The organism is Pleomorphomonas sp. PLEO (assembly GCF_041320595.1).
In the GTDB taxonomy this organism is placed as follows: domain Bacteria; phylum Pseudomonadota; class Alphaproteobacteria; order Rhizobiales; family Pleomorphomonadaceae; genus Pleomorphomonas.
Genome location: NZ_CP166625.1, coordinates 510273 through 529922, shown reverse-complemented (window position 1 = coordinate 529922; position 19650 = coordinate 510273). Strand labels below are relative to the sequence as shown.

18 protein-coding genes and 1 pseudogene are annotated in these 19650 nt (G+C 62.5%); 15 read left to right on the top strand and 4 right to left on the bottom strand.

Annotated features, from left to right (window positions below):
- Positions 1 to 92 precede the first annotated feature (92 nt).
- Complete coding sequence (gene gyrB, locus AB6N07_RS02225; RefSeq protein WP_370676197.1) at positions 93 to 2522, top strand: DNA topoisomerase (ATP-hydrolyzing) subunit B; 2430 nt, start codon at positions 93 to 95, stop codon at positions 2520 to 2522.
- 158 nt (positions 2523 to 2680) lie between these two features.
- Here gyrB and AB6N07_RS02220 read toward each other — a convergent pair whose 3' ends face one another.
- Positions 2681 to 3475: an IclR family transcriptional regulator gene (locus tag AB6N07_RS02220; protein ID WP_370676196.1), complete on the bottom strand. Its 795-nt coding sequence runs from the start codon at positions 3473 to 3475 to the stop codon at positions 2681 to 2683.
- A gap of 340 nt (positions 3476 to 3815) precedes the next feature.
- Between AB6N07_RS02220 and AB6N07_RS02215 the strand changes: the two genes are divergently transcribed.
- From AB6N07_RS02215 to AB6N07_RS02175, 9 genes and pseudogenes are all read left to right on the top strand, one after another.
- Positions 3816 to 4301, top strand: a complete 486-nt coding sequence (locus tag AB6N07_RS02215) for a YhcH/YjgK/YiaL family protein (protein ID WP_370676195.1) — start codon at positions 3816 to 3818, stop codon at positions 4299 to 4301.
- 35 nt (positions 4302 to 4336) lie between these two features.
- The gene (gene yiaK, locus AB6N07_RS02210; RefSeq protein ID WP_370676194.1) at positions 4337 to 5338 is read left to right on the top strand and encodes a 3-dehydro-L-gulonate 2-dehydrogenase; all 1002 of its coding nucleotides are present in this window, start codon (positions 4337 to 4339) and stop codon (positions 5336 to 5338) included.
- 54 nt (positions 5339 to 5392) lie between these two features.
- Positions 5393 to 6934 carry a sugar ABC transporter ATP-binding protein gene (locus tag AB6N07_RS02205; RefSeq protein WP_370676193.1) on the top strand — a complete coding sequence of 514 codons (1542 nt, stop codon included), beginning with the start codon at positions 5393 to 5395 and terminating at the stop codon, positions 6932 to 6934.
- Positions 6935 to 7003: 69 nt separating this feature from the next.
- Positions 7004 to 8055 (top strand): annotated as a pseudogene (locus AB6N07_RS02200) (ABC transporter permease).
- Positions 8056 to 8172: 117 nt separating this feature from the next.
- Positions 8173 to 9279, top strand: coding sequence for a substrate-binding domain-containing protein (locus AB6N07_RS02195; protein WP_370676192.1), 1107 nt, complete (start codon positions 8173 to 8175; stop codon positions 9277 to 9279).
- 82 nt (positions 9280 to 9361) lie between these two features.
- Entirely contained in the window at positions 9362 to 10291 is a 930-nt protein-coding gene (locus tag AB6N07_RS02190) for an SMP-30/gluconolactonase/LRE family protein (protein ID WP_370676191.1), read from the top strand.
- A gap of 2 nt (positions 10292 to 10293) precedes the next feature.
- A complete protein-coding gene (locus tag AB6N07_RS02185) occupies positions 10294 to 11811 on the top strand; it encodes an FGGY-family carbohydrate kinase (protein ID WP_370676190.1) in 1518 nt (505 codons plus the stop codon).
- Positions 11808 to 12461, top strand: coding sequence for a 3-keto-L-gulonate-6-phosphate decarboxylase UlaD (ulaD, locus tag AB6N07_RS02180; RefSeq protein WP_370676189.1), 654 nt, complete (start codon positions 11808 to 11810; stop codon positions 12459 to 12461). The genes AB6N07_RS02185 and ulaD overlap by 4 nt, the downstream gene beginning before the upstream one ends.
- Positions 12462 to 12465: 4 nt before the next feature.
- Complete coding sequence (locus AB6N07_RS02175; protein ID WP_370676188.1) at positions 12466 to 13326, top strand: L-ribulose-5-phosphate 3-epimerase; 861 nt, start codon at positions 12466 to 12468, stop codon at positions 13324 to 13326.
- A gap of 88 nt (positions 13327 to 13414) precedes the next feature.
- Here AB6N07_RS02175 and AB6N07_RS02170 read toward each other — a convergent pair whose 3' ends face one another.
- Positions 13415 to 14032, bottom strand: coding sequence for a TetR/AcrR family transcriptional regulator (locus AB6N07_RS02170; protein ID WP_370676187.1), 618 nt, complete (start codon positions 14030 to 14032; stop codon positions 13415 to 13417).
- A 61-nt stretch (positions 14033 to 14093) separates the two neighbouring features.
- On the opposite strand from AB6N07_RS02170, the gene AB6N07_RS02165 reads away from it, so the two are divergent.
- Positions 14094 to 14555 carry a nuclear transport factor 2 family protein gene (locus tag AB6N07_RS02165; RefSeq protein WP_370676186.1) on the top strand — a complete coding sequence of 154 codons (462 nt, stop codon included), beginning with the start codon at positions 14094 to 14096 and terminating at the stop codon, positions 14553 to 14555.
- A complete protein-coding gene (locus tag AB6N07_RS02160) occupies positions 14446 to 15384 on the top strand; it encodes an ergot alkaloid biosynthesis protein (protein WP_370676185.1) in 939 nt (312 codons plus the stop codon). Before AB6N07_RS02165 ends, AB6N07_RS02160 begins: the two co-directional genes overlap by 110 nt.
- 57 nt (positions 15385 to 15441) lie before the next feature.
- Here the strand turns inward: AB6N07_RS02160 and AB6N07_RS02155 are convergent, their stop codons facing one another.
- Entirely contained in the window at positions 15442 to 16242 is an 801-nt protein-coding gene (locus tag AB6N07_RS02155; protein WP_370676184.1) for a DUF429 domain-containing protein, read from the bottom strand.
- Positions 16223 to 16555, bottom strand: a complete 333-nt coding sequence (locus AB6N07_RS02150) for a hypothetical protein (protein WP_370676183.1) — start codon at positions 16553 to 16555, stop codon at positions 16223 to 16225. The genes AB6N07_RS02155 and AB6N07_RS02150 overlap by 20 nt, the downstream gene beginning before the upstream one ends.
- 153 nt (positions 16556 to 16708) lie before the next feature.
- Between AB6N07_RS02150 and AB6N07_RS02145 the strand changes: the two genes are divergently transcribed.
- From AB6N07_RS02145 to mdh, 3 genes are all read left to right on the top strand, one after another.
- On the top strand, positions 16709 to 17278 hold the full coding sequence (locus AB6N07_RS02145; protein WP_370676182.1) for an AprI/Inh family metalloprotease inhibitor: 570 nt from the start codon (positions 16709 to 16711) through the stop codon (positions 17276 to 17278).
- Positions 17279 to 17286: 8 nt separating this feature from the next.
- Positions 17287 to 18435: a cell division protein ZapE gene (gene zapE / locus AB6N07_RS02140; RefSeq protein WP_370676181.1), complete on the top strand. Its 1149-nt coding sequence runs from the start codon at positions 17287 to 17289 to the stop codon at positions 18433 to 18435.
- 169 nt (positions 18436 to 18604) lie between these two features.
- The gene (gene mdh, locus AB6N07_RS02135; protein ID WP_370676180.1) at positions 18605 to 19567 is read left to right on the top strand and encodes a malate dehydrogenase; all 963 of its coding nucleotides are present in this window, start codon (positions 18605 to 18607) and stop codon (positions 19565 to 19567) included.
- The last annotated feature ends 83 nt before the right edge of the window (positions 19568 to 19650 follow it).

The window sequence follows — 19650 nt, the reverse complement described above, 5'->3', positions numbered from 1 at the left end:
TCGGCCCTCTGCCGAGGGTGGTTGAAGCAGTTCCCGCCAGCCTTTATGAGAAATATGGCGGGATGTTCCCGAGACGAGAAACGAAGGCCTCCATGACCGACACCACAGCCTACGACCCCGACGAATATGGCGCCGAATCCATCAAGGTGCTGAAGGGGCTCGACGCGGTGCGCAAGCGCCCCGGCATGTACATCGGCGACACCGACGACGGTTCGGGCCTGCACCATATGGTCTACGAGGTGGTGGACAACGCCATCGACGAGGCGCTGGCCGGCCACGCCGATAAGGTGACGGTGCGCCTCAATGCCGACGGCTCCTGCACGGTACGCGACAACGGCCGCGGCATCCCCACCGATATCCACAAGGAAGAGGGTGTGTCGGCGGCCGAGGTCATCATGACGCAGCTGCACGCCGGCGGAAAGTTCGATCAGAATTCCTACAAGGTGTCAGGTGGTCTGCACGGCGTCGGTGTGTCGGTGGTCAATGCGCTGTCGGTTTGGCTGAAGCTCAAGGTCTGGCGGCATGACCTGTTGCACGAGATGAGCTTCTCGGATGGCGTGCCCGATGCTCCGCTCGCCGTGACTGGAACCTCCGTTGGCGAGAAGGGCACCGAAGTGACCTTCATGCCAAGCCACGAAACGTTCAAGGGCATCACCGATTTCGATTTTGCGACGCTGGAACGGCGCCTGCGCGAACTGGCCTTCCTCAATTCCGGCGTTCGCATCTTCCTCGAGGATAATCGAGGGGTCGAGCCGCGCATCGAGGAGCTGCATTACGAGGGCGGACTTGAAGCTTTCGTGCGCTATCTTGACCGCTCGAAGAAGCCGGCGCTGTCAAAGCCGATCATGGTGTCGACCGAGAAGGACGGCATCACCGTCGAAGTCGCGCTTTGGTGGAATGATAGTTACCACGAAAACGTGCTCTGCTTCACCAACAACATCCCTCAGCGCGACGGTGGTACCCATCTTGCCGGTTTCCGCGGCGCGCTGACCCGCCAAGTGATCAGTTACGCCGAAAGCACCGGTATCTCCAAGCGCGAGAAGGTCACGATGACCGGCGACGACTGCCGCGAGGGTCTGACCTGCGTCCTGTCGGTGAAAGTGCCTGATCCGAAATTCTCCAGCCAGACCAAGGACAAGCTGGTGTCGTCGGAAGTGCGGCCGGTTGTCGAGGGGGCTCTCAATGAGGCCTTCTCCACCTGGTTCGAGGAGCATCCGGCCGAGGCGCGCACCGTGATTGGCAAGGTCGTCGAGGCCGCCGCCGCTCGTGAAGCGGCTCGCAAGGCGCGTGAGCTGACCCGCCGCAAGGGCGCGCTCGACATGGCGTCGCTTCCCGGCAAGCTCGCCGAATGCCAGGATCGCGACCCTGTCAACACCGAACTGTTCCTCGTCGAGGGCGATTCGGCAGGTGGCTCGGCCAAGCAGGGCCGCAACCGCGAGTTCCAAGCGGTGTTGCCTCTCAGGGGCAAGATCCTCAACGTGGAGCGGGCGCGCTTCGACAAGATGCTGTCGTCGGCCGAGATCGGCACGCTGATCACCGCCCTTGGCACCTCGATCGGTACGGACGAGTTTGACGCTAACAAACTTCGCTACCACAAGATCATCATCATGACCGACGCCGACGTCGACGGCGCCCACATTCGGACTCTGCTGCTCACGTTCTTCTTCCGGCAGATGCCGGCGCTTCTGGAGCGTGGCCATATCTACATCGCCCAGCCGCCTCTCTACAAAGTGACGCGCGGCAAGTCCGAGCAATACCTGAAGGACGAGCGGGCGCTCGAAGACTTCCTGGTAACCCAAGGCCTTGACGAGGCGGTATTTAAGCTCGCCGATGGCGAGGCGCGGGCAGGGCAGGATCTTCGGGCCATCGTCGACAGGGCGCGCGCCGTGCGCAATCTCATTGACGGATTGCATCATCGCTACAGCCATGACGTCGTCGAACAGGCCGCGATCGCCGGTGCCCTCGACGCTCGTCTTCTCGAAAATCACGAGGCAGCGCAGAATGCCGCCGACAGAGTGGCCGCCCGGCTCGATGTGATCGCCGACGAGTTCGAGAAGGGCTGGACCGGCGAAGCGATGCCGGATGGCGGCTTGGCCTTTCATCGCGTTGTGCGCGGCGTCACCGAGACGAGCATCATCGACACGGCGCTGCTGTCGTCAGCCGACGCGCGCAAACTCTCCGGTCATCGCGAGCATCTGTCCGCGGTCTATGGCGCGGCGGCGGCGCTCCGGCGTCGCGACAGCGAGGTCGTGGTCCATGGTCCGCGTACGCTGCTTGACGCCGTCTACGCCGCGGGGCGCAAGGGCATTGCCATGCAGCGTTACAAGGGCCTCGGCGAAATGAATGCCGAACAGCTCTGGGAGACGACTCTCGACCCCAACGCCCGCTCGTTGCTGCGGGTTCAGGTGAACGAGGCGGTCGAGGCCGACGACATCTTCGATCGCCTGATGGGCGACGAGGTTGAGCCGCGCCGTGAGTTCATCCAGGCCAACGCGCTGTCGGTCGCCAACCTCGACGTCTGACATCTCGCCCGGTCCGTTGGCGCGGGCCGGGCAGCCCGTCTTTGGCTAGACATTGAAGTTCGTTTTCAGCGGGCCAGATCGGGACGGCTCTGAATGGCATGGCGGCAAGCAAAGTCGCGGCTGATGCCATCGACCCAGTCCTTTCAAAGCCTTAGCGCTCAAATCGTCGCGCCAAGTTCGCTGGAGATGCGCCGTGAAGCCTGCCTTACGTGGTCGACGAGGTTGTCGACGCCGATTTGGGCGAGGCGCGCCGTCGATAGCGAGATCGACACCGCGTAGGGCACGTGGCCCTGTATGTCGAACACCGGGGCCGCCACGCAGGAGACGCCGAGTTCATTTTCCTCGCGATCGAGCGAGTAGCCGTCGGCGCGGATGGCGGCGAATTCGGCTAGCATGTCGGCGTGGTCGACAATTGTATTGGCCGTCAGCTTGATGATGCTGCTCTGGTGTCCCTGCCAATAGGTCTCAAAGTTGGCGAGTTTGTCGTGGGCGAGAAAGATCTTGCCCATGGCCGAGCAGAACAATGGCAAATGCTGTCCGATATAAGCGCGGGTGCGGATCATTCCCACCGTCGGCTCCAGCTTGTAGATCATGATGGCGTGGTCATCCTCGCGTGTCGAGAAGTTGACCGTCTCGCCGACATCTAGGTTGAGTGCCTCGAGATGCGGCGCTGCCACATGGATGATGTTGAGCGACGACAGCGTCTTCTGGCCGATGGCAACGAACTTGGTCGTCAGTCGGTAGCTGCCGGGCGAGGGCGCCCGCGTCACGTAATTGACGCTTTCAAGCCCCTGAAGCAGTCGATGTGTCGTGCTCTTGGTGAGCCCGGCCAGCTCTGAAAGCTTGGCGAGCGGGCAGCCATTCGGAAAATTGCTGAGAATCTCGATGATTTGCAGTCCGCGCAGCAAACTTTGACTGCCGGCCGGCGGCTCCTGGTCCGGCACATTGTCCATCTCGAAATCCTCCTCTGTTTAGTTTTTGAGCGCCACCATCGGGTTGCGCTGCTCAACCTTACCACCGCGCCGATGGATTAGTCCCGCTCGGTGGTGGCGTCAAATGCCCATCGCTCGTCAGAAGCCTCGGGCGTGATTCCAAAGCATATTACACGGGCGACTGTACTCACCTGAGATAAAAATATGAGTGAGAACAGGGAACTAAGTTGGGTTGAGCCACTCCGAAAGGCCTCTTTCCGCTTTGAGGAAACTACTGCATTGACAAGTTCGAGGAGCGAATATACCAACATGCAGAACGACGTTTTGAAATACAGAACGTTCGGCGCGACGGGAGGACGGCGTGCTCAAGGGTTCGATAGATGACACTGCCTGGCGGGAGGGGCTGCCACAGGTCCTGCGGGAGATGCTCGCCCGGCTTGCTGATCCAGCGCTGCGCCACGCCGCCGCAGGCCGCCACGACATCGACGGCGAAGCCTTCTTTGTGATCAACGACTATGAAACGCAGCCAGCCGCGGACCTCCGCGCTGAAAGTCATCGCCGCTATTGCGACGTACAGGTGATGCTTGCGGGTGCCGAGCAGGTTGGCTGCGCCAAGCTGGCAAGCGATCCGGGTGCCGCTTACGACACAACGCGCGACGTCGCCTATTACGCCCAAGGTCTGGCGCTTGATTGGCACGCCTTCAGCACCGGCACCGTGTTCGTCTTTACTCCAGATGACATCCACCTGCCCGGCGTGGCGCTTGGCCAGCCCACCAGCATCCGAAAGGTGGTCGGCAAGCTGCCCTGGGCCAAACTCGCCGGCGATTGGCCGTCGTCTGCCACCTGAACATTCGACAAAAAGCATTTCCGGGAAGGAACGCCATGCCACATCTCACCCATCAGGACCTTCAGGCCGAATTCCGGCGCGTCCTTCTCAAATGCGGCCTGACGCCGGCAAAAGCTGACGCCTGCGCCAAGCTGTTCGCCGATACGACCGAGACCGGTGTCTACTCGCATGGCGTCAATCGCTTTCCCCGTTTCGTCCAGCAGATCCGCGCCGGCCATGTCCATGTCGATGCCGAGCCGAAGAAGCTTCTCTCGCTTGGCGCCATCGAACAGTGGGACGCCTGCCGGGCGATCGGCAATCTGACGGCCACCGCCATGATGGACCGGGCCATCGCGCTCGCCGCCGAACACGGCATCGGTCTTGTTGCCCTTCGCAATGCCAATCACTGGATGCGCGGCGGATCCTACGGTTATCAGGCGGCTGAACAGGGCTATGTCGGCATCTGCTGGACGAACTCCATTGCCGTCATGCCGCCTTGGGGTTCCAAGGAATGCCGCATTGGCACCAATCCGTTGATCATTGCTGTGCCCGGCAATCCCGTGACCATGGTCGACATGTCCATGTCGATGTTTTCTTACGGCATGCTCGAGGTGAACAGGCTCGCCGGCCGGCAACTGCCAGTCGATGGTGGCTTCGACGATGACGGCAAACTGACCCGTGACCCGGCTGTCGTCGAGAAGAACCGCCGTATTCTGCCGATGGGCTATTGGAAGGGCTCGGGTCTTTCCATCGTTCTCGACATGATCGCCACGCTTCTATCCGGCGGCCTGTCGGTCGCCGAGGTCAGCGAGGAGATGGACGACGAGTACAACGTCTCGCAGATATTCGTTGCCATCGAGGTGGATCGGCTGATCGACAAGGGCACGCGTGATGAGAAGCTGCGTCGTATCTGTGATTATGTGCTGACCGCTGAACGCTCCGATCCCTCTCAGGCTATCCGTCTGCCGGGCCATGAGTTCCCGCAGATGAAGGCTCAGAACAAGGAAAAGGGCATTCCGGTCGACGAGCGGGTTTGGGAGAAAATCCTCGCCCTTTGAGCTTAGAGCTGCCGCTTACGATAAATGCGAAGCGCCTCGGGGAGGAGGACGCTCATGACATCACCCACCACTACGCCCGATGCGCCGCTGCTTTCGATGGTCGACATCGTCAAGACCTTCGGCCGCGTCGCCGCCGTCGATCACGTCAGCATTGATGTTAGGCCCGGCAAGATTCTGGCTCTGCTTGGCGAGAACGGGGCCGGCAAGTCAACGCTCATCAAGATCCTCGCAGGGGTCTACAAGCGCGATTCCGGTTCGATCCTGTTTCGTGGCGAGGAAATCGTTTCGGCAAGTGCCGTCGGGCGGCGTGGACGCCAGCCGATTGCCTTCATTCACCAGGATCTCGGTCTTGTCGAGTGGATGACCGTGGCGGAAAACATGGCCTTCACCATGGGTTTCCCCCGCCGCCTCGGTCTCGTGGACTGGGCGGAAGTGCGTCGGCGGGCGGTCGCGGCGCTCGAGGCCGTCGGCACCGATATCGATCCCGACGCTCGGGTGTTCGAGTTGTCGCGCACCGAAAAATCGTTGCTGGCCATAGCGCGTGCCGTTGCCGTCGATGCCGAGGTGCTGGTGCTTGACGAACCGACGGCCTCGCTGCCGGCCGACGACGTCAAACATCTTTTCGATGTGCTGGAACGCCTGCGCCAACGGCGAGTCGGCATGATCTACGTCACCCATCGCCTGGACGAGGTTGTCGAGATCGCCGACGAGGTTTGCGTCATGCGCGATGGCCGCTGGGTGGCGGGTGGAGCGACTAGCCAATATGAGCTCCGGGACTTGGTGCGCTTGATCGTCGGCGAAGAAAAGCGCGGCGACAAGCGTCGGCCGTTGCCCATCAATGCTCCGGCCATGCTGGAAGTCGATGGCTTGATGGTGGGTGACACCGGCCCGGTTTCCTTCACGCTGCGACGCGGCGAGATGGTTGCGCTGGTTGGTCTGCGCGGCGCCGGGCAGGAGGAGATCGGTCGTTGCCTGTTCGGCAAGCGAAGCGCCGCCGCCGGAAGTATTCAAATGGAAGGGCGGGTCATCGCGCCGCGCTCACCTACCGAGGCAATCGCCGCTGGTATCTCGCTGGTCGCTGGCGACCGCATCAACGAGAGCGTGGTGATGACCATGTCGGTTCGGGAAAACTTGTTCCTGAACCCCTGCAATCTCGGGCTTCGGTCGATCTCGCCCTATGGCGCTGAGACGGAAGCCAAGCACGCCTGGGCCGAGGTCGAGCGCTTCGACGTACGTCCGCGACTCATCGATATCGATGTCAGCGCGCTGTCGGGTGGTAACCAGCAGAAGGTGGTCATGGCCCGCTGGATGAAACTGGGCACGCCAGTTCTCATTCTGGAGGATCCCACGGCCGGCGTGGATGTCGGAGCCCGCGCCGAGATCTACGACTTGCTCAACGCGGCGCTCGCCAAGGGTATCGCCGTTCTGGTGATCTCCATGGACTTCGAGGAGATCGCCCACATCTGCAACCGCGCCTTGGTGTTCAACCGCGGCAAGGTGGTCGACGAACTGATCAACGAAGACGTGACCTTCGCCAACTTGCTGCAGCGGGCCTGTGGTGGCGAGGAGATCGCGGCTTCGGCTGCCGTTGCCTGACGAGATTTCGCCGAGCGCCCCAGTTGGCGCGTCCGTACTAGCGAGACAATTTTTCTGGGAGAACTAGAGGTGGCCAGCTCATCCGTAAAGTCCACCGCGCTGGAGGAGCGCGTAAGCCTGAGCCGGGATGGCTTCGTGCCGGTACTGACCCAGGCCGGCACCCGCTACGGGCTGCTGATCCTGTGCGTCCTGCTCATCATCCTCTTCTCGGTGGCGACTCCGTCATTTGCTTCCCTCCTGACCGTGCAGGCGATCTTCGCTTCCAAGTCCAAGGTGGCACTCCTGGCGCTCGCGGCGACCATTCCGATGATCGTCGGCAAGATCGACCTCAACGTGGGCTTCGGCATTGTGCTTTGGCACATTCTGGCCATCAGTCTGCAGGTCACCTACGGCTTCAGCTGGCCTATGGCCGTGCTGATCGTTCTGCTGCTGTCGGTGGTCTACGGTCTCATCAACGGCATTCTGGTGGCCGTCGCCGATATCGACGCATTCGTCGCCACGCTCGGTACCGGCACCACGCTTTATGCCATCGCTCTTTGGCACTCCGGTGGACGCCAGATCGTTGGCGACCTTCCTGATAGCTTCTTGATGCTTCACCACACCGAAATCTTCGGGATCCCGATCGGCGGCTTCTACGTGCTGGCGCTTGCCGTGGTGCTCTGGCTGGTCACCGAGCACACCCCCTCGGCCGATGCATGTACGCCGTCGGTGGCAATCCCAACGCGGCCAGCCTCAACGGCATTCCCGTCACTCGGTATGTCATCGGCGCCTTCATCGCGTCCTCGGTAATCACCGGCTTCTCCGGTGTGCTGGTGGCCGCCGAACAGGGCGTCGGCCAGGCGAGCGTCGGCATGGACTACATGCTGCCCGCCCTTGTGGGTGCTTTCCTCGGGTCGACCACCATCCGCCCAGGTCGCGTCAATGTCTGGGGCACGGTGATCGGCGTCTCTATCCTGGCGATCGGCATTGCCGGCATTCAGCAGTTCGGTGGCGCCTTCTGGGTGGAGCCGCTGTTCAACGGCACGACCCTTCTCCTGTCGATTACCCTGGCCGGCTACGCCCAGCGGCGGCGCCTGCTCAACCAGAAAGCCGTGCAGCGCGGCTCGGCAAAAAAGACATGACCGCCGACTGTTAACCGGCGAAGCCACAACCACTGTGACCAATGACAAGAAAGCCGCCGTGTCTCCGGGAGGATTGGAATCGGGGACATGGTTGGAAAAAGTGAAGGAGAAAACGCTATGACAAGGATTGGCTTACTGCTTTCAACCACGCTCGCCGCCGCCGTGATCGCCACGCTGCCCGCTCGCGCCGATGCCTTCCTCGACGAGGCGAAGGCGCTGGTCGCCAAGGCTACCGCTCCGGCTTCCTCTTGGGACGGCCCGACCGCCGGTCCCGCCATCGCCAAGGGCAAGTCGATCATCTACATCGCCTCCGACATGAAGAACGGCGGCGTGCTCGGTGTCGAAGAGGGCGTGGCGGAAGCCGCCAAGGTAGCCGGCTGGCAGCTTGACGTTCTTGATGGAGCCGGGTCGGTGAAGGATCAGCTCGCCGCCCTCAATCAGGCCATCGCCAAGAAGCCGGACGGTATCGTCATCGGTGGCTGGAACCCCAACGTCGCCAAGATGGCCCTAAAGAAGGCCGTCCAGGAGAAGATCGTTCTGGTCGGTTGGCACGCGGTCCCCAAGCCCGGTCCGGTCCCCGAGTACAACGTCTTCTACAACGTCACCTCCGACAGTGACGATGTCGCCAAGACGGCGGCCATGTACGCCGTCGCCAAGTCTGAAGGCACCGCCAAGGCCCTCATCTTCACCGACTCGCTTTATCAGATCGCCCTCGACAAGGCGAACGCCATGAAGGCGGTGATCGAGAAGTGCGCCGGCTGTAAGGTTGTCGAGTTCATCGACACGCCACTGGCCGACACGTCGAACCGTATGCCGCAGATGACATTCTCGCTGATCCAGAAGTATGGCGAAGATTACCAGTATTCGCTGGCCATCAACGATCTCTACTTCGACTTCATGGCCTCCTCGTTGCAGACGGCCGGCAAGAATGGCCTTGGCGCCCCCTTCAACATCTCGGCGGGCGATGGCTCGGAAAGCGCCTACCAGCGCATCCGCTCCGGCAATCACCAGACGGCCACCGTTCCTGAACCCCTGAAACTGCACGGCTGGCAGATCGTCGACGAGTTCAATCGCGCCTTCGCTGGCGAGAAGCCGTCGGGCTATGTCACGCCGGTCCACCTCGTCACCAAGGACAACATCGCCTTCGACGGCGGCGACAAGAACGTCTACGACCCGCAGAACGGCTATCAGGACCACTACAAGGCCATCTGGGGCGCCAAGTAACCTCATCGCTTCAACCGCACGTCATCCAGCGCGGAGAGCTTAGGCTCCCCGCGAAGGGACCCTTGCGTCCGGGAAGATCAATATGTCGGCCTTTCTCTCCTCCACCGGCGATACCCCCGCCGGCCTCACCCGACACGATAGCGTCCTGACATGCCTCGCCTCGCCCGCAGTCTGGGCCGAGGGGCCGGTCTGGTTGCCGGCCGAGGACGCGGTCATCTTCTCGGACGTCAAGGGCAACCGCATGTTTCGCTGGTCGCGCGACGGCAGCGTCACGCTCTACCGCGATCCGTCCAACTTCGCCAATGGCAACGCTCTCGATCGTCAGGGGCGTCTTGTCTCCTGCGAGCACGGCCGCCGCGGCATCTCTCGCACCGAGCCGGATGGTCGCGTTCATATGCTGGTCGACCGGTTCGATGGCCGCCGCTTCAATTCGCCCAACGACCTGACCGTCAAGTCGGATGGCAGCATCTGGTTCACCGATCCGCCCTACGGCATCACCGGCGACGCCGAAGGCTTCAAGTCGGAAAGTCAGGTCATCGGCTGTTGGGTCTATCGTTTCGATCCGGCCACCGGCGACATCGACGTCGTCGCCACCGATGTACAGCGGCCGAACGGCATCGCCTTCTCTCCCGATGAGAGCCGGCTCTATCTCGCCGACATGTCGGTGGTCGACTTCCCCACCAAGGGGCATCGCCATCTCGTTGCCTACGACGTTGTCGAGGGCTGTCGTCTTAAAGACCCGCGCGTCCTTGCCGTCATCGAGCCCGGCATACCGGATGGTTTCACGGTCGATGCGGCCGGCAACATTTACTGCAGTTTCGAGCAGGGGATCATGGTCCTCGCGCCCGATGGCAGCCGCCTCGGCACCATCCCGGTCCCCGAGCGCGTGTCGAATTGTACGTTCGGCGGTCCGAACCAGGACGAACTGTTCATCACCGCAGCGACGTCGCTCTACCATATCCGCCTCGCGACGCGCGGCGTGCAATACGACCACCTTCTGGGAGTGCGCTGAGCATGCCGATCTGGCTGGGCATCGATTGCGGCGGTACTTTCCTGAAGGCCGGTCTTTACGACGAAACGGGCCGGCTGCTTGGTCTTGCTCGGAGCGGTCTGCCGGTGCTCTCCGACGAGCCGGGCTGGGCCGAGCGTGACATGGAGGCGCTCTGGCAAGCCACATGCCGAGTGATCGCCGACGTGCTCGCTCGAAGCGGCGTCGCGTCGGCGACCATCAGCGGCATCGGTATTTCGGCTCAAGGCAAGGGTCTGTTCCTGCTGGATCGCGAGCAACGGCCGCTCGGTCGGGCCATGCTGTCCTCGGATCAGCGAGCACTCGACAAGGTACGCGCATGGCAGCGCGAAGGGCTACCCGAGAAGCTCTATCCGCGCACGTTGCAGACGCTCTGGACCGGTCATCCGGTGTCGCTTCTGCGCTGGCTGAAGGACGAGCGGCCGGCTGTCTACGAGCGCATCGGCAGCATCATGATGGCGCACGACTATTTGCGCTTTCGGCTGACCGGCACGCTGGGCGCCGAGATCACCAATATTTCCGAGAGCAATCTCTACGATATGCGCGCCGGTCGTTACGACGCGGCGCTCGCTGGTCTTTGCGGCATCGACGAGATCATGGAGGCGCTCCCCTCTCCGGTCGGTTCGGCCGAGATCGTGGGCGGGGTCACCATCCAGGCGGCGGCAGACACGGGCCTTGCCGTCGGCACGCCGGTGGTCGGCGGCTTGTTCGACGTCGTTGCCACCAGCCTTGCCGCCGGTATCGGTGACGAGCGGCGGCTCAACGCCGTACTCGGCACTTGGTCGGTGGCAACCGGCGTTACCGATCATGTGGCAGACGGTCTTTCCATTCCGTTCGTCTATGGCCACCACGCCGAGGCCGGGCTTTATATTGTTCATGACGCCAGCCCCACCTCGGCGGCAAATCTCGAATGGCTGGCGGCCCAGTTCGCCGACCGCGACTATGCCGCTATGGACAAGGCGGTGGCGGCGCTTCCCCCCGCCGCGAGCGACGTAATATTCCTGCCTTTCCTTTATGGCTCAAACGCCGGCCTCGGCATGAAGGCTGGCTTTTACGGGTTGCAGGCCCTGCACGGACGCGCCCACCTGCTTCAGGCGGTCTACGAAGGCGTCGTATTCAGCTTCCTGCAGCATCTTGACCGGTTGCGGCAGCGCTTTCCCGACGCAGAAACGTTGCGGGTGACCGGCGGTCCGGCCCGTTCCGAGGTGTGGATGCAGATGCTGGCCGACACGGCCGGCCTGCCGCTTGAATTGCCGGCCGTCGAGGAGACCGGATGTCTTGGCGCTGCCATGGCGGCGGCGGTCGGCACCGGCACCTATCGCGATTTCCGCGCCGCCATGGCCGCCTTCGAGCCGCCGATCACCCGGGTCGAGCCGGTCCCTTCCCGTTTTGCCCCTTACGCCCGAAAGCGCACTGCCTACCGCGAGTTGATCGCAGCCCTCGCCGGCTACGAGGAACGCCTCGCGACGCTCCGCTCCGCGCCATCCCAAGGAACCGCCCCATGACCCGTCCTGCCCTGCAAGTTGCCCTTGATTTCATCGAACTCGACCCCGCGCTCGCCGCTGCAGAGCAGCTGGCCGGCAGCGTCGACATCCTCGAAGCGGGCACGCTCCTTTGCCTTGCCTGTGGCATGGATTCAGTGCGAGCGTTGCGCCGCAATCACCCCGATCACCTGTTGGTGGCTGACTTCAAGGCGGCTGATGCCGGCGAGACGCTCGCTGAGCTGGCTTTCGACGCCGGCGCCAACTGGATGACCGTCGTTTGCGCCGCGCCGTTGCCGACCATGGAGCGGGCACTCGCCGTGGCCGAGGCGCGTGGTGGCGATGTTCAGATCGAGCTGTTCGGTAACTGGACGTTCAAGGATGCCCGTGACTGGCGCCGGCTGGGCATTCGTCAGGCGATCTTCCATCGTGGGCGCGACGCTCAGGCAGCGGGCCAGACTTGGAGCCAGGACGATCTCGACCGTCTGAAGGCGCTCTCCGACATCGGCCTTGAAATGTCGGTGACGGGCGGCATAGCCGCCGCCGACCTGCCGCTCTTCCGCAATATCGCCGCCAAGGTGTTCATTGCCGGGCGCGCTCTTTACGGGGCGACCGATCCTGTCGCCGCCGCCGCCGGCTTCCAACAGGCCATCTCCGATATCTGGGGAGCTTGAGGCCATGCGTCGCCATCCGCTGGGAATCTACGAAAAGGCATTGCCGCCAGGGCTTTCCTGGCCGGAACGGCTGGCACTCGCCAAGGCTTGCGGCTTCGATTTCGTCGAGATGTCCGTCGACGAGAGCGACGCCCGACTTGCTCGCCTGGACTGGAGCGCCGAAGAGCGACTGGCTTTGGTGCGCGCGACGGTCGAGACCGGCATTTCCGTGCCGTCGATGTGCCTGTCCGGTCATCGCCGTTTTCCTTTCGGTAGCCATGATCCAGTCGTTGTCGAGCGCGCGAAAGAGATCATGGAGAAGGCGATCCGCCTTGCCCGCGACTGCGGCATCCGCACGATCCAACTCGCCGGCTACGACGTTTATTACGAAGAGCAGGACGCGGGCACGCTCGCCCGCTTCGAGGCCGGCCTGCAATGGGCGGTGGAAAGGGCGGCGGCGGCGCAGGTGATGCTCGCCGTCGAGATCATGGACACGCCGTTCATCAACTCGATCAGCAAATGGAAGGACTGGGAGGCGCGCATCCGCTCCCCCTGGTTCACTGTTTATCCGGATGTCGGCAATCTCAGCGCCTGGCGCAATGACGTAGCCTCCGAGCTTGAGCTCGGAATCGACCGTATCGCCGCCATTCACCTGAAGGATACGCGGCCGGTGACGGCCGATCATCCCGGCTCGTTCCGAGACGTCCCCTTCGGCGAAGGCTGCGTCGACTTCAGCGGGGTATTCGGCTGGCTCAAGACCTTCGGCTACCGCGGTGCCTTCCTAGTGGAGATGTGGACAGAAAAAGCCGAAGAACCGGTGGCCGAGCTCATTGCCGCCCGACGCTTCATCGAGGCACGCATGCGGGATGCTGGGTTCGCGGCCTGAGGCGTTTCGGGGCGGAAGACACTTGCGCCACGCGGCGCTCACCTCGTTGATGCGGCATTTCTGTGTAGTCGGGTTCGTGGCGCTTTTCTCAAGTTTTGCGGAACGCCTTGACGACGAGTGCGGTCAGCATTCGGAGGTAGGCTTGGTCGACTCTTGCATTGGTTACGATCACGCGCCAGTAAATCATGCTGCCCACCAGGTCGCTGAATAGCTCCGGATCTGCGTCCTGATCGACCTCGCCACGCTCTTTTGCACGGTTGAAGATGTCTGCGGCGCGGCGCCTCCGCTCCGTCTGCAAGCGGCCCCTCACGGCGTGCGCAAGTTCAACATTCCTCAACATCTCCGCGTGAAGGTCCGGCAATATTCGCCGCACAAGCGGGTGCCTTAGCAACCGGCGTAAACTCCGTAGCAGCGTAAGCGTATCCGCCTCGAAAGACCCTGCGTCAACGTAAGCCGTCGCTGGGATTCCCACTGCTTCCAACCGTTCAGTGGCAAGGGCGAGTTTAGAGGGCCAACGGCGGTAGAGCGCGGCCTTGCCCACACCCGCTCTCGCCGCGACCGCCTCCAGACTGAGGGCCCCATATCCGGATCGGGCCCATTCTTCGAAGAAGGCGCGGGTCAGCGCGCGGGTGACCTCTTCCTGCATTACGGCGGCGCCACTGGGCTTCTTTTTTATCGCCTCATGGTCGGAACGCTTGCGTTCCATCGTAGGAACTCCCATTTATCAGAACGGAACGATATCGTTCCATCCAAATGAGGAGTCGTCAATGACCTTGTCCCCTGATGTGCTACCCACCTTTTCCGCCATGTTGCGATCGGCCATTGGCGACCTGCTGGAGCCTTCGGCTGGAAGCTTTTTGGAAATGTTCGCCGAGGACGGCGTGATGGAGTTTCCCTATGCGCCACCAGGTAGCGTGAAAGTTCTACATGGCCGGTCCGCCCTTGCCGATCATCTCAAGAGATTTCCAGAGATCCTGAGCATCGATGGATTTTCCGTTCCGCAGGTCTGGCGTACGGACACTCCGGGGACGGTCATCCTCGAGATGGAGTGTAAAGGGCGTGGTATTAGGACGGGCGAACCTTACGACCAGACCTACATTTCCGTCGTCACCACGAAAGATGGCCGAATCCAGCGATATAAGGACTACTGGAATCCGCTCGTCGTTCTACGTGCCATCGGTGGCTCTGACGCTCTCAAGCAGGTCATGGGAGAGTCCAATCATGCCTAACCCTGCTATCCTGGTCACAGGGGCAACCGGCAAGACGGGGCGTCGTGTCGTGGAATGTCTTGTCCGCATGAAACTGCCGGCAAGGGCAGGTTCGCGCAATCCCGCTCCTGATGGTGTCCACTTCGACTGGAGCCAGTCGGAAACTTGGTCGGCCGCCCTCGACGGTGTCCGAGCGGTTTATCTAGTCGCCCCCTCCGGGGTCACCGATGTCCTTGGCGCAATGAAGCCATTTATCGACCAAGCTGTCGAGGTTGGTGTCGATCGCTTCGTGCTATTGAGCGCATCGAGTTTGCCGGAAGGCGGGCCAATGATGGGTGCGGTTCACGCTTACCTGCGGCAGGCGGCGCCACATTGGACGGTGCTCCGGCCCAGTTGGTTCATGCAGAATTTTTCCGAGCTGCAGCACCAGTCGACAATAAAGGACGAGCGGCGCATTTATTCGGCGACTGCGGATGGGCGTGTCGGATTCATTGAGGTCGGGGACATTGCCTCGGTAGCCGCGCATGCGCTCGCCGATCCAGCGTTCCCCGACGCGGAGTACATTCTCACCGGCCCCGAGACCATGTCTTACAGCGAGGTAGCCGCCGTCATCGGAAAGGTCATCGGAGCCGATGTGCGTTACATTCGCCTGTTGGAGGCGGAGGTTGCCGATCGCTTCCGCTCTATTGGGATTCCCGATGAATATGCCAAACTCTTGGCAGCGATGGATTCAACCATCGCCGACGGCGCGGAGAATCGTGTGACGACCAAGGTCGCGGACATCACAGGACAGCCGCCTCGATCGTTTGAGGCGTTTGCGGCATCCGCTGCCGCGGCGTGGTACCCATAGAGCCGATATCGAGCGATGGTCGGCGCTTTTTGGCCATTCACCTTGTCGAGTTGTGACTCAACTCCGTGCATGCCGTGAGGTCAGTGGCACCCAAACGGCAGATGTCGCGTCGCCATAAGGCCGCGCTTGGCCATCGAGTGCCATGGCGCCGGCATGCGCGGCAACCACCGCATCGAGGCGGTCTTCGAAAGCTTTGAGAGTGCGGCCCCGAGCATCGGCTGGAGGTAAGGCAAGGAAGTCTGAACTGCCGGCAAGCGCACCGTCGAGAGCCACGATGATGGTCGCCCATACCTCGAAAAGTCTGAGACGCCGCTCGGCGAGCGGCAGTCCGCGCCAATACTTGCCGGTGTTGCCAGCCTTGTAGGGCAGGCGATAGGTCGCTCCCAGAAGCTCGATCAGTGCCGGGTGTGGATAGATTTCGATGCGGCAAGGCGGCTGGATAGCGAGGGTTGCGAGCGGATAGCCCGCGGCTAAAAGGCCGGCCTCAAGTGCCTGGCCGACGGCGCCGGGACGGCTGATCGTTGGCGAATGGGTACCAGCGCCTCGGCCCGAATAGGCACGATTGATGGCGTTGTCGGCGGCCCGGCGCGCGAGAATGGGCGCATCCATCATCGGCATGTCCACGGCGACGAGGTCGGGTGCCCGACTGGCGAGGCGGGTAGCGGCAGCGACCAGCGCTGCCGGACCTGATCCCATGCCGTCGCCTGCAAGACCTATGAATTCTTTGAAGGAGGCGGCAACGGCGACCACGCGCCAGACGCCATTGGTTTTGCTCACCACCGCCACGCCGCTCGGATTGGCTGCCGTCCATGCGGCGTCGATACCGAGCACAACCTTCTCAGGTGATGAAGCCGGCATGGTGTCTCACCGGGCGCGGCGAACGACGGGCTCCCGCAAGCATCAGAAAGATGCCTAAAATACTCGCGACGGCGAGGGTCGGCCAAGCGAGCACGGCCAAGCCCCACTCGGTCCAGGCCGCTTCGCCGATCAGCGGCTTCAACACGGCCTCGATGCGATCTACGAAATCGGGGGCAATGAGGGTCAGGCTTCCCGACAGCGGCGTCATCACCACCGTGTCGGCGGCAATCGAAGAGATGCCATCGGAAATCAACGCCACCATGCCGATGGCGAACAGCACCAGCCCCAACACACGCGCAACAAAGGACAGCATAGGACGCGCTCCCCCGACCGATACAAAGCCATCTTGCGGCCTTCGCGTGTTCCGTGCAACGTCAACGATGAGCATTTGTCATGATTTTTTCAGGCTTCGGTTTCACTCCGGGACCGAGGCAGCTATCATCTCAAGCAACGCTTGGAGAGAATCATGCCGGGAGCCACGGCGCCCTCTCTTCGCCTTCTGGGAGCCTACCTGATGCGCATCATCGCCACCGCCTCCGTTATGTCCGTCCTCGCGCTTGCTGCCTGCAGCAGCTACGCGCCGCCGCCACCGCGCATCGCTCCGTTGGCGCCTCAGCCGGTCAACCCCGTGGCAAGCCAGGCGTTGCCGGCTCCGGTGGCCCCTGTCATGTCGCAGCCGACGACCGATATGGCCATGGGCCAGCCGACGGGTCCAGGAGTTGCGCCGGTTAATCCGGCCGTCGCGGCGGATGTCCGCAAGGCCGACCTGATCGGTGGTTGGACGCTCGCTTCGGCCGGCGAGACGTGCCAGCTGTCGATGAATCTTACCACCTGGAGTGGCGGCTATCGCGCATCGACGCGGGGCTGTGTTTCCGACGAGATGAAGGCGATTGGCGCCTGGGACGTCGCTGGCAAGGAAATTCTGCTGAAGGATGCCTCCGGCGCCGTGGTTGCCCGCCTGTATGCCGCGGCTCCCAACCGCTATTCCGGCCAGACCGACGTCAGCAAGCGCGGCGTGCAGTTCTTCCGCGGCTGATAATCGGCATGAACGCCGAGGCCCCGGCCGGCGAGATTGCGCTCTGGTTCGACGGCGAGGTCGCCGGCGGCCGGCTGACGGTCGATGCTGCCCAGCGGCAGGCGGCCATGGCCTTGGATCGGCTGCTCAAAAGGCTTGCTTCTCCGCCTCCACGGCGTCGTCTTCTCGGCCTCATTCCGGTGGGGCCGACCCCGGCGACGCGTGGTCTTTATCTCTGGGGCGGCGTCGGGCGCGGCAAGACACTGCTGATGGACCGGTTCCATGCGGTGGCGCCGGTCGACAAGAAGCGTCGGCAGCATTTTCATGCGTTCATGGCCGACATGCACGAGGCCATTGCTTCGGCGCGCCGGGCAATGGCGGCCGGCGACCCGCGCGATCCCGTTGAAATAGTGGCGCGGACGCTCGCCGATGAGGTAAGCCTTCTTTGCTTCGATGAGTTTTCGGTGACCGACATCGCCGACGCCATGCTGCTCGGCCGCCTGTTTGGGCGCCTGTTCGACCTCGGCCTGACGCTTGTCGCCACCTCGAACGTCAACCCGGATCGTCTTTATTGGAATGGGCTCAACAGGGCGAGCTTCCTGCCTTTCGTTGGCCTCCTGAAGGAACGTTGCGAGATCCTTCATCTCAAGGATGGCGCCGACCATCGGCTTGAGGGGCTTTCGGCGGCCGACGTTTATCTTTCCCCACTTGGTCCGGCCACTGAAGCGGCCGCCGAGCGGCTGTGGGCCGCCCTTTCCACTGGTGGCGAGGATGTTTGCGATCTCCGCGTCAAGGGGCGGCTCGTCCATGTATCGCGCGCGGCCGGCCGGCGCGCCCGGTTCACCTTCGACGAACTCTGCGGCCAGCCGCTTGGTGCAGCCGACTACCGGGCGATCGCCCGCCATTTCGACCTGCTGATGGTGACGGGCGTGCCACGTCTCGTCGATGGCGAGCGGAATCGGGCCAAGCGTTTTATCACCTTGGTCGACGTGCTCTACGACAGCGGCCGAGGATTGGTTCTGACAGCGGATGGCGAGCCGGCCGATCTCTATAGCGCCCCGGAGGGCAACGAGGCCTTCGAGTTCGCCCGGACAGCGTCACGACTTATCGAGATGCGTACGGAGGCCTGGTTGCACCGGGTTGCTCATTGTCCCGACCAGCAACAATCGACTGCATGACGTGCGCGTCAATCACCATATGAAGAAGTAACTCTGTAAAGCGGTCCCATCTTCGTGAAAAGTTGACTTTCCCCGATAGTCTCCCTTGCACGCGACTTGCGATCATTGTAATTCCATGCCGATCGATTTCGATCTAACTAACCTTTACGTAAACGGAAGGTAATAATCAATGGCGCGGAAAAAGATCGCACTCGTTGGCGCTGGCCAGATCGGCGGCACCCTGGCTCTGCTGGCCGGACAGAAGGAACTCGGCGACGTCGTCCTGTTCGACATCATGGATGGCGTGCCTCAGGGCAAGGCTCTGGATCTCGCGGAAACCGCCCCGGTCGAAGGCTTCAATGCCAAGCTTTCCGGCACCAACAGCTATGAGGCGCTCGAAGGCGCCGACGTGGTGATCGTTACCGCCGGCGTGCCGCGCAAGCCCGGCATGAGCCGCGACGACCTCCTCGGCATCAACCTCAAGGTCATGGAGCAGGTCGGCGCTGGCATTGCCAAGTACGCCCCCAAGGCTTTCGTGATCTGCATCACCAATCCGCTCGACGCCATGGTCTGGGCGCTGCAGAAGTTCTCGGGTCTGCCGGCCCATATGGTCGTCGGCATGGCCGGCGTGCTGGATTCGGCTCGTTTCCGCTATTTCCTGTCGGATGAGTTCGGCGTTTCGGTCGAAGACGTCCATGCCATGACCCTCGGTGGCCACGGCGACGACATGGTTCCGCTCATCCGCTATTCGACGGTCGGCGGCGTGCCGCTGCCCGAGCTGGTGAAGATGGGCTGGACCACCCAGGAGAAGCTCGATGCGATCGTCGAGCGTACCCGCAAGGGCGGTGGTGAGATCGTTGCTCTGTTGAAGACCGGTTCGGCCTTCTATGCTCCGGCCGCGTCCGCCATCTCCATGGCGGAGTCCTATCTCAAGGACAAGAAGCGCATTCTGCCGGTAGCTTCCTACCTCAAGGGCGAATACGGCGTCAGCGACACTTACGTCGGCGTGCCCGCCATGATTGGCGCCGGTGGCGTCGAGAAGATCGTCGACCTGGAGCTGTCGGCTGAAGAGAAGGCCGGCTTCGAGAAGTCGGTTGCCTCGGTCAAGGGTCTGATCGAAGCCTGTAAGACCATCGCTCCGGCGCTGGCCTGATCATCTGAAAATATGGCCGGGCCGCCAAACGGCGACCCGGCCTTTTCGTCTCTGGCGAATCCATCCGCATTTTCACTCAGTCC

What these genes read in the sequence shown, in the direction of transcription:
- gyrB (WP_370676197.1), top strand. Translation starts at nt 93, where the DNA reads ATGACCGACACCACAGCCTACGACCCCGACGAATATGGCGCCGAATCC.
- AB6N07_RS02220 (WP_370676196.1), bottom strand. Translation starts at nt 3,475, where the DNA reads ATGGACAATGTGCCGGACCAGGAGCCGCCGGCCGGCAGTCAAAGTTTG.
- yiaK (WP_370676194.1), top strand. Translation starts at nt 4,337, where the DNA reads ATGCCACATCTCACCCATCAGGACCTTCAGGCCGAATTCCGGCGCGTC.
- AB6N07_RS02205 (WP_370676193.1), top strand. Translation starts at nt 5,393, where the DNA reads ATGACATCACCCACCACTACGCCCGATGCGCCGCTGCTTTCGATGGTC.
- AB6N07_RS02195 (WP_370676192.1), top strand. Translation starts at nt 8,173, where the DNA reads ATGACAAGGATTGGCTTACTGCTTTCAACCACGCTCGCCGCCGCCGTG.
- AB6N07_RS02190 (WP_370676191.1), top strand. Translation starts at nt 9,362, where the DNA reads ATGTCGGCCTTTCTCTCCTCCACCGGCGATACCCCCGCCGGCCTCACC.
- AB6N07_RS02185 (WP_370676190.1), top strand. Translation starts at nt 10,294, where the DNA reads ATGCCGATCTGGCTGGGCATCGATTGCGGCGGTACTTTCCTGAAGGCC.
- ulaD (WP_370676189.1), top strand. Translation starts at nt 11,808, where the DNA reads ATGACCCGTCCTGCCCTGCAAGTTGCCCTTGATTTCATCGAACTCGAC.
- AB6N07_RS02175 (WP_370676188.1), top strand. Translation starts at nt 12,466, where the DNA reads ATGCGTCGCCATCCGCTGGGAATCTACGAAAAGGCATTGCCGCCAGGG.
- AB6N07_RS02170 (WP_370676187.1), bottom strand. Translation starts at nt 14,032, where the DNA reads ATGGAACGCAAGCGTTCCGACCATGAGGCGATAAAAAAGAAGCCCAGT.
- AB6N07_RS02165 (WP_370676186.1), top strand. Translation starts at nt 14,094, where the DNA reads ATGACCTTGTCCCCTGATGTGCTACCCACCTTTTCCGCCATGTTGCGA.
- AB6N07_RS02160 (WP_370676185.1), top strand. Translation starts at nt 14,446, where the DNA reads ATGGCCGAATCCAGCGATATAAGGACTACTGGAATCCGCTCGTCGTTC.
- AB6N07_RS02155 (WP_370676184.1), bottom strand. Translation starts at nt 16,242, where the DNA reads ATGCCGGCTTCATCACCTGAGAAGGTTGTGCTCGGTATCGACGCCGCA.
- AB6N07_RS02150 (WP_370676183.1), bottom strand. Translation starts at nt 16,555, where the DNA reads ATGCTGTCCTTTGTTGCGCGTGTGTTGGGGCTGGTGCTGTTCGCCATC.
- AB6N07_RS02145 (WP_370676182.1), top strand. Translation starts at nt 16,709, where the DNA reads ATGCCGGGAGCCACGGCGCCCTCTCTTCGCCTTCTGGGAGCCTACCTG.
- zapE (WP_370676181.1), top strand. Translation starts at nt 17,287, where the DNA reads ATGAACGCCGAGGCCCCGGCCGGCGAGATTGCGCTCTGGTTCGACGGC.
- mdh (WP_370676180.1), top strand. Translation starts at nt 18,605, where the DNA reads ATGGCGCGGAAAAAGATCGCACTCGTTGGCGCTGGCCAGATCGGCGGC.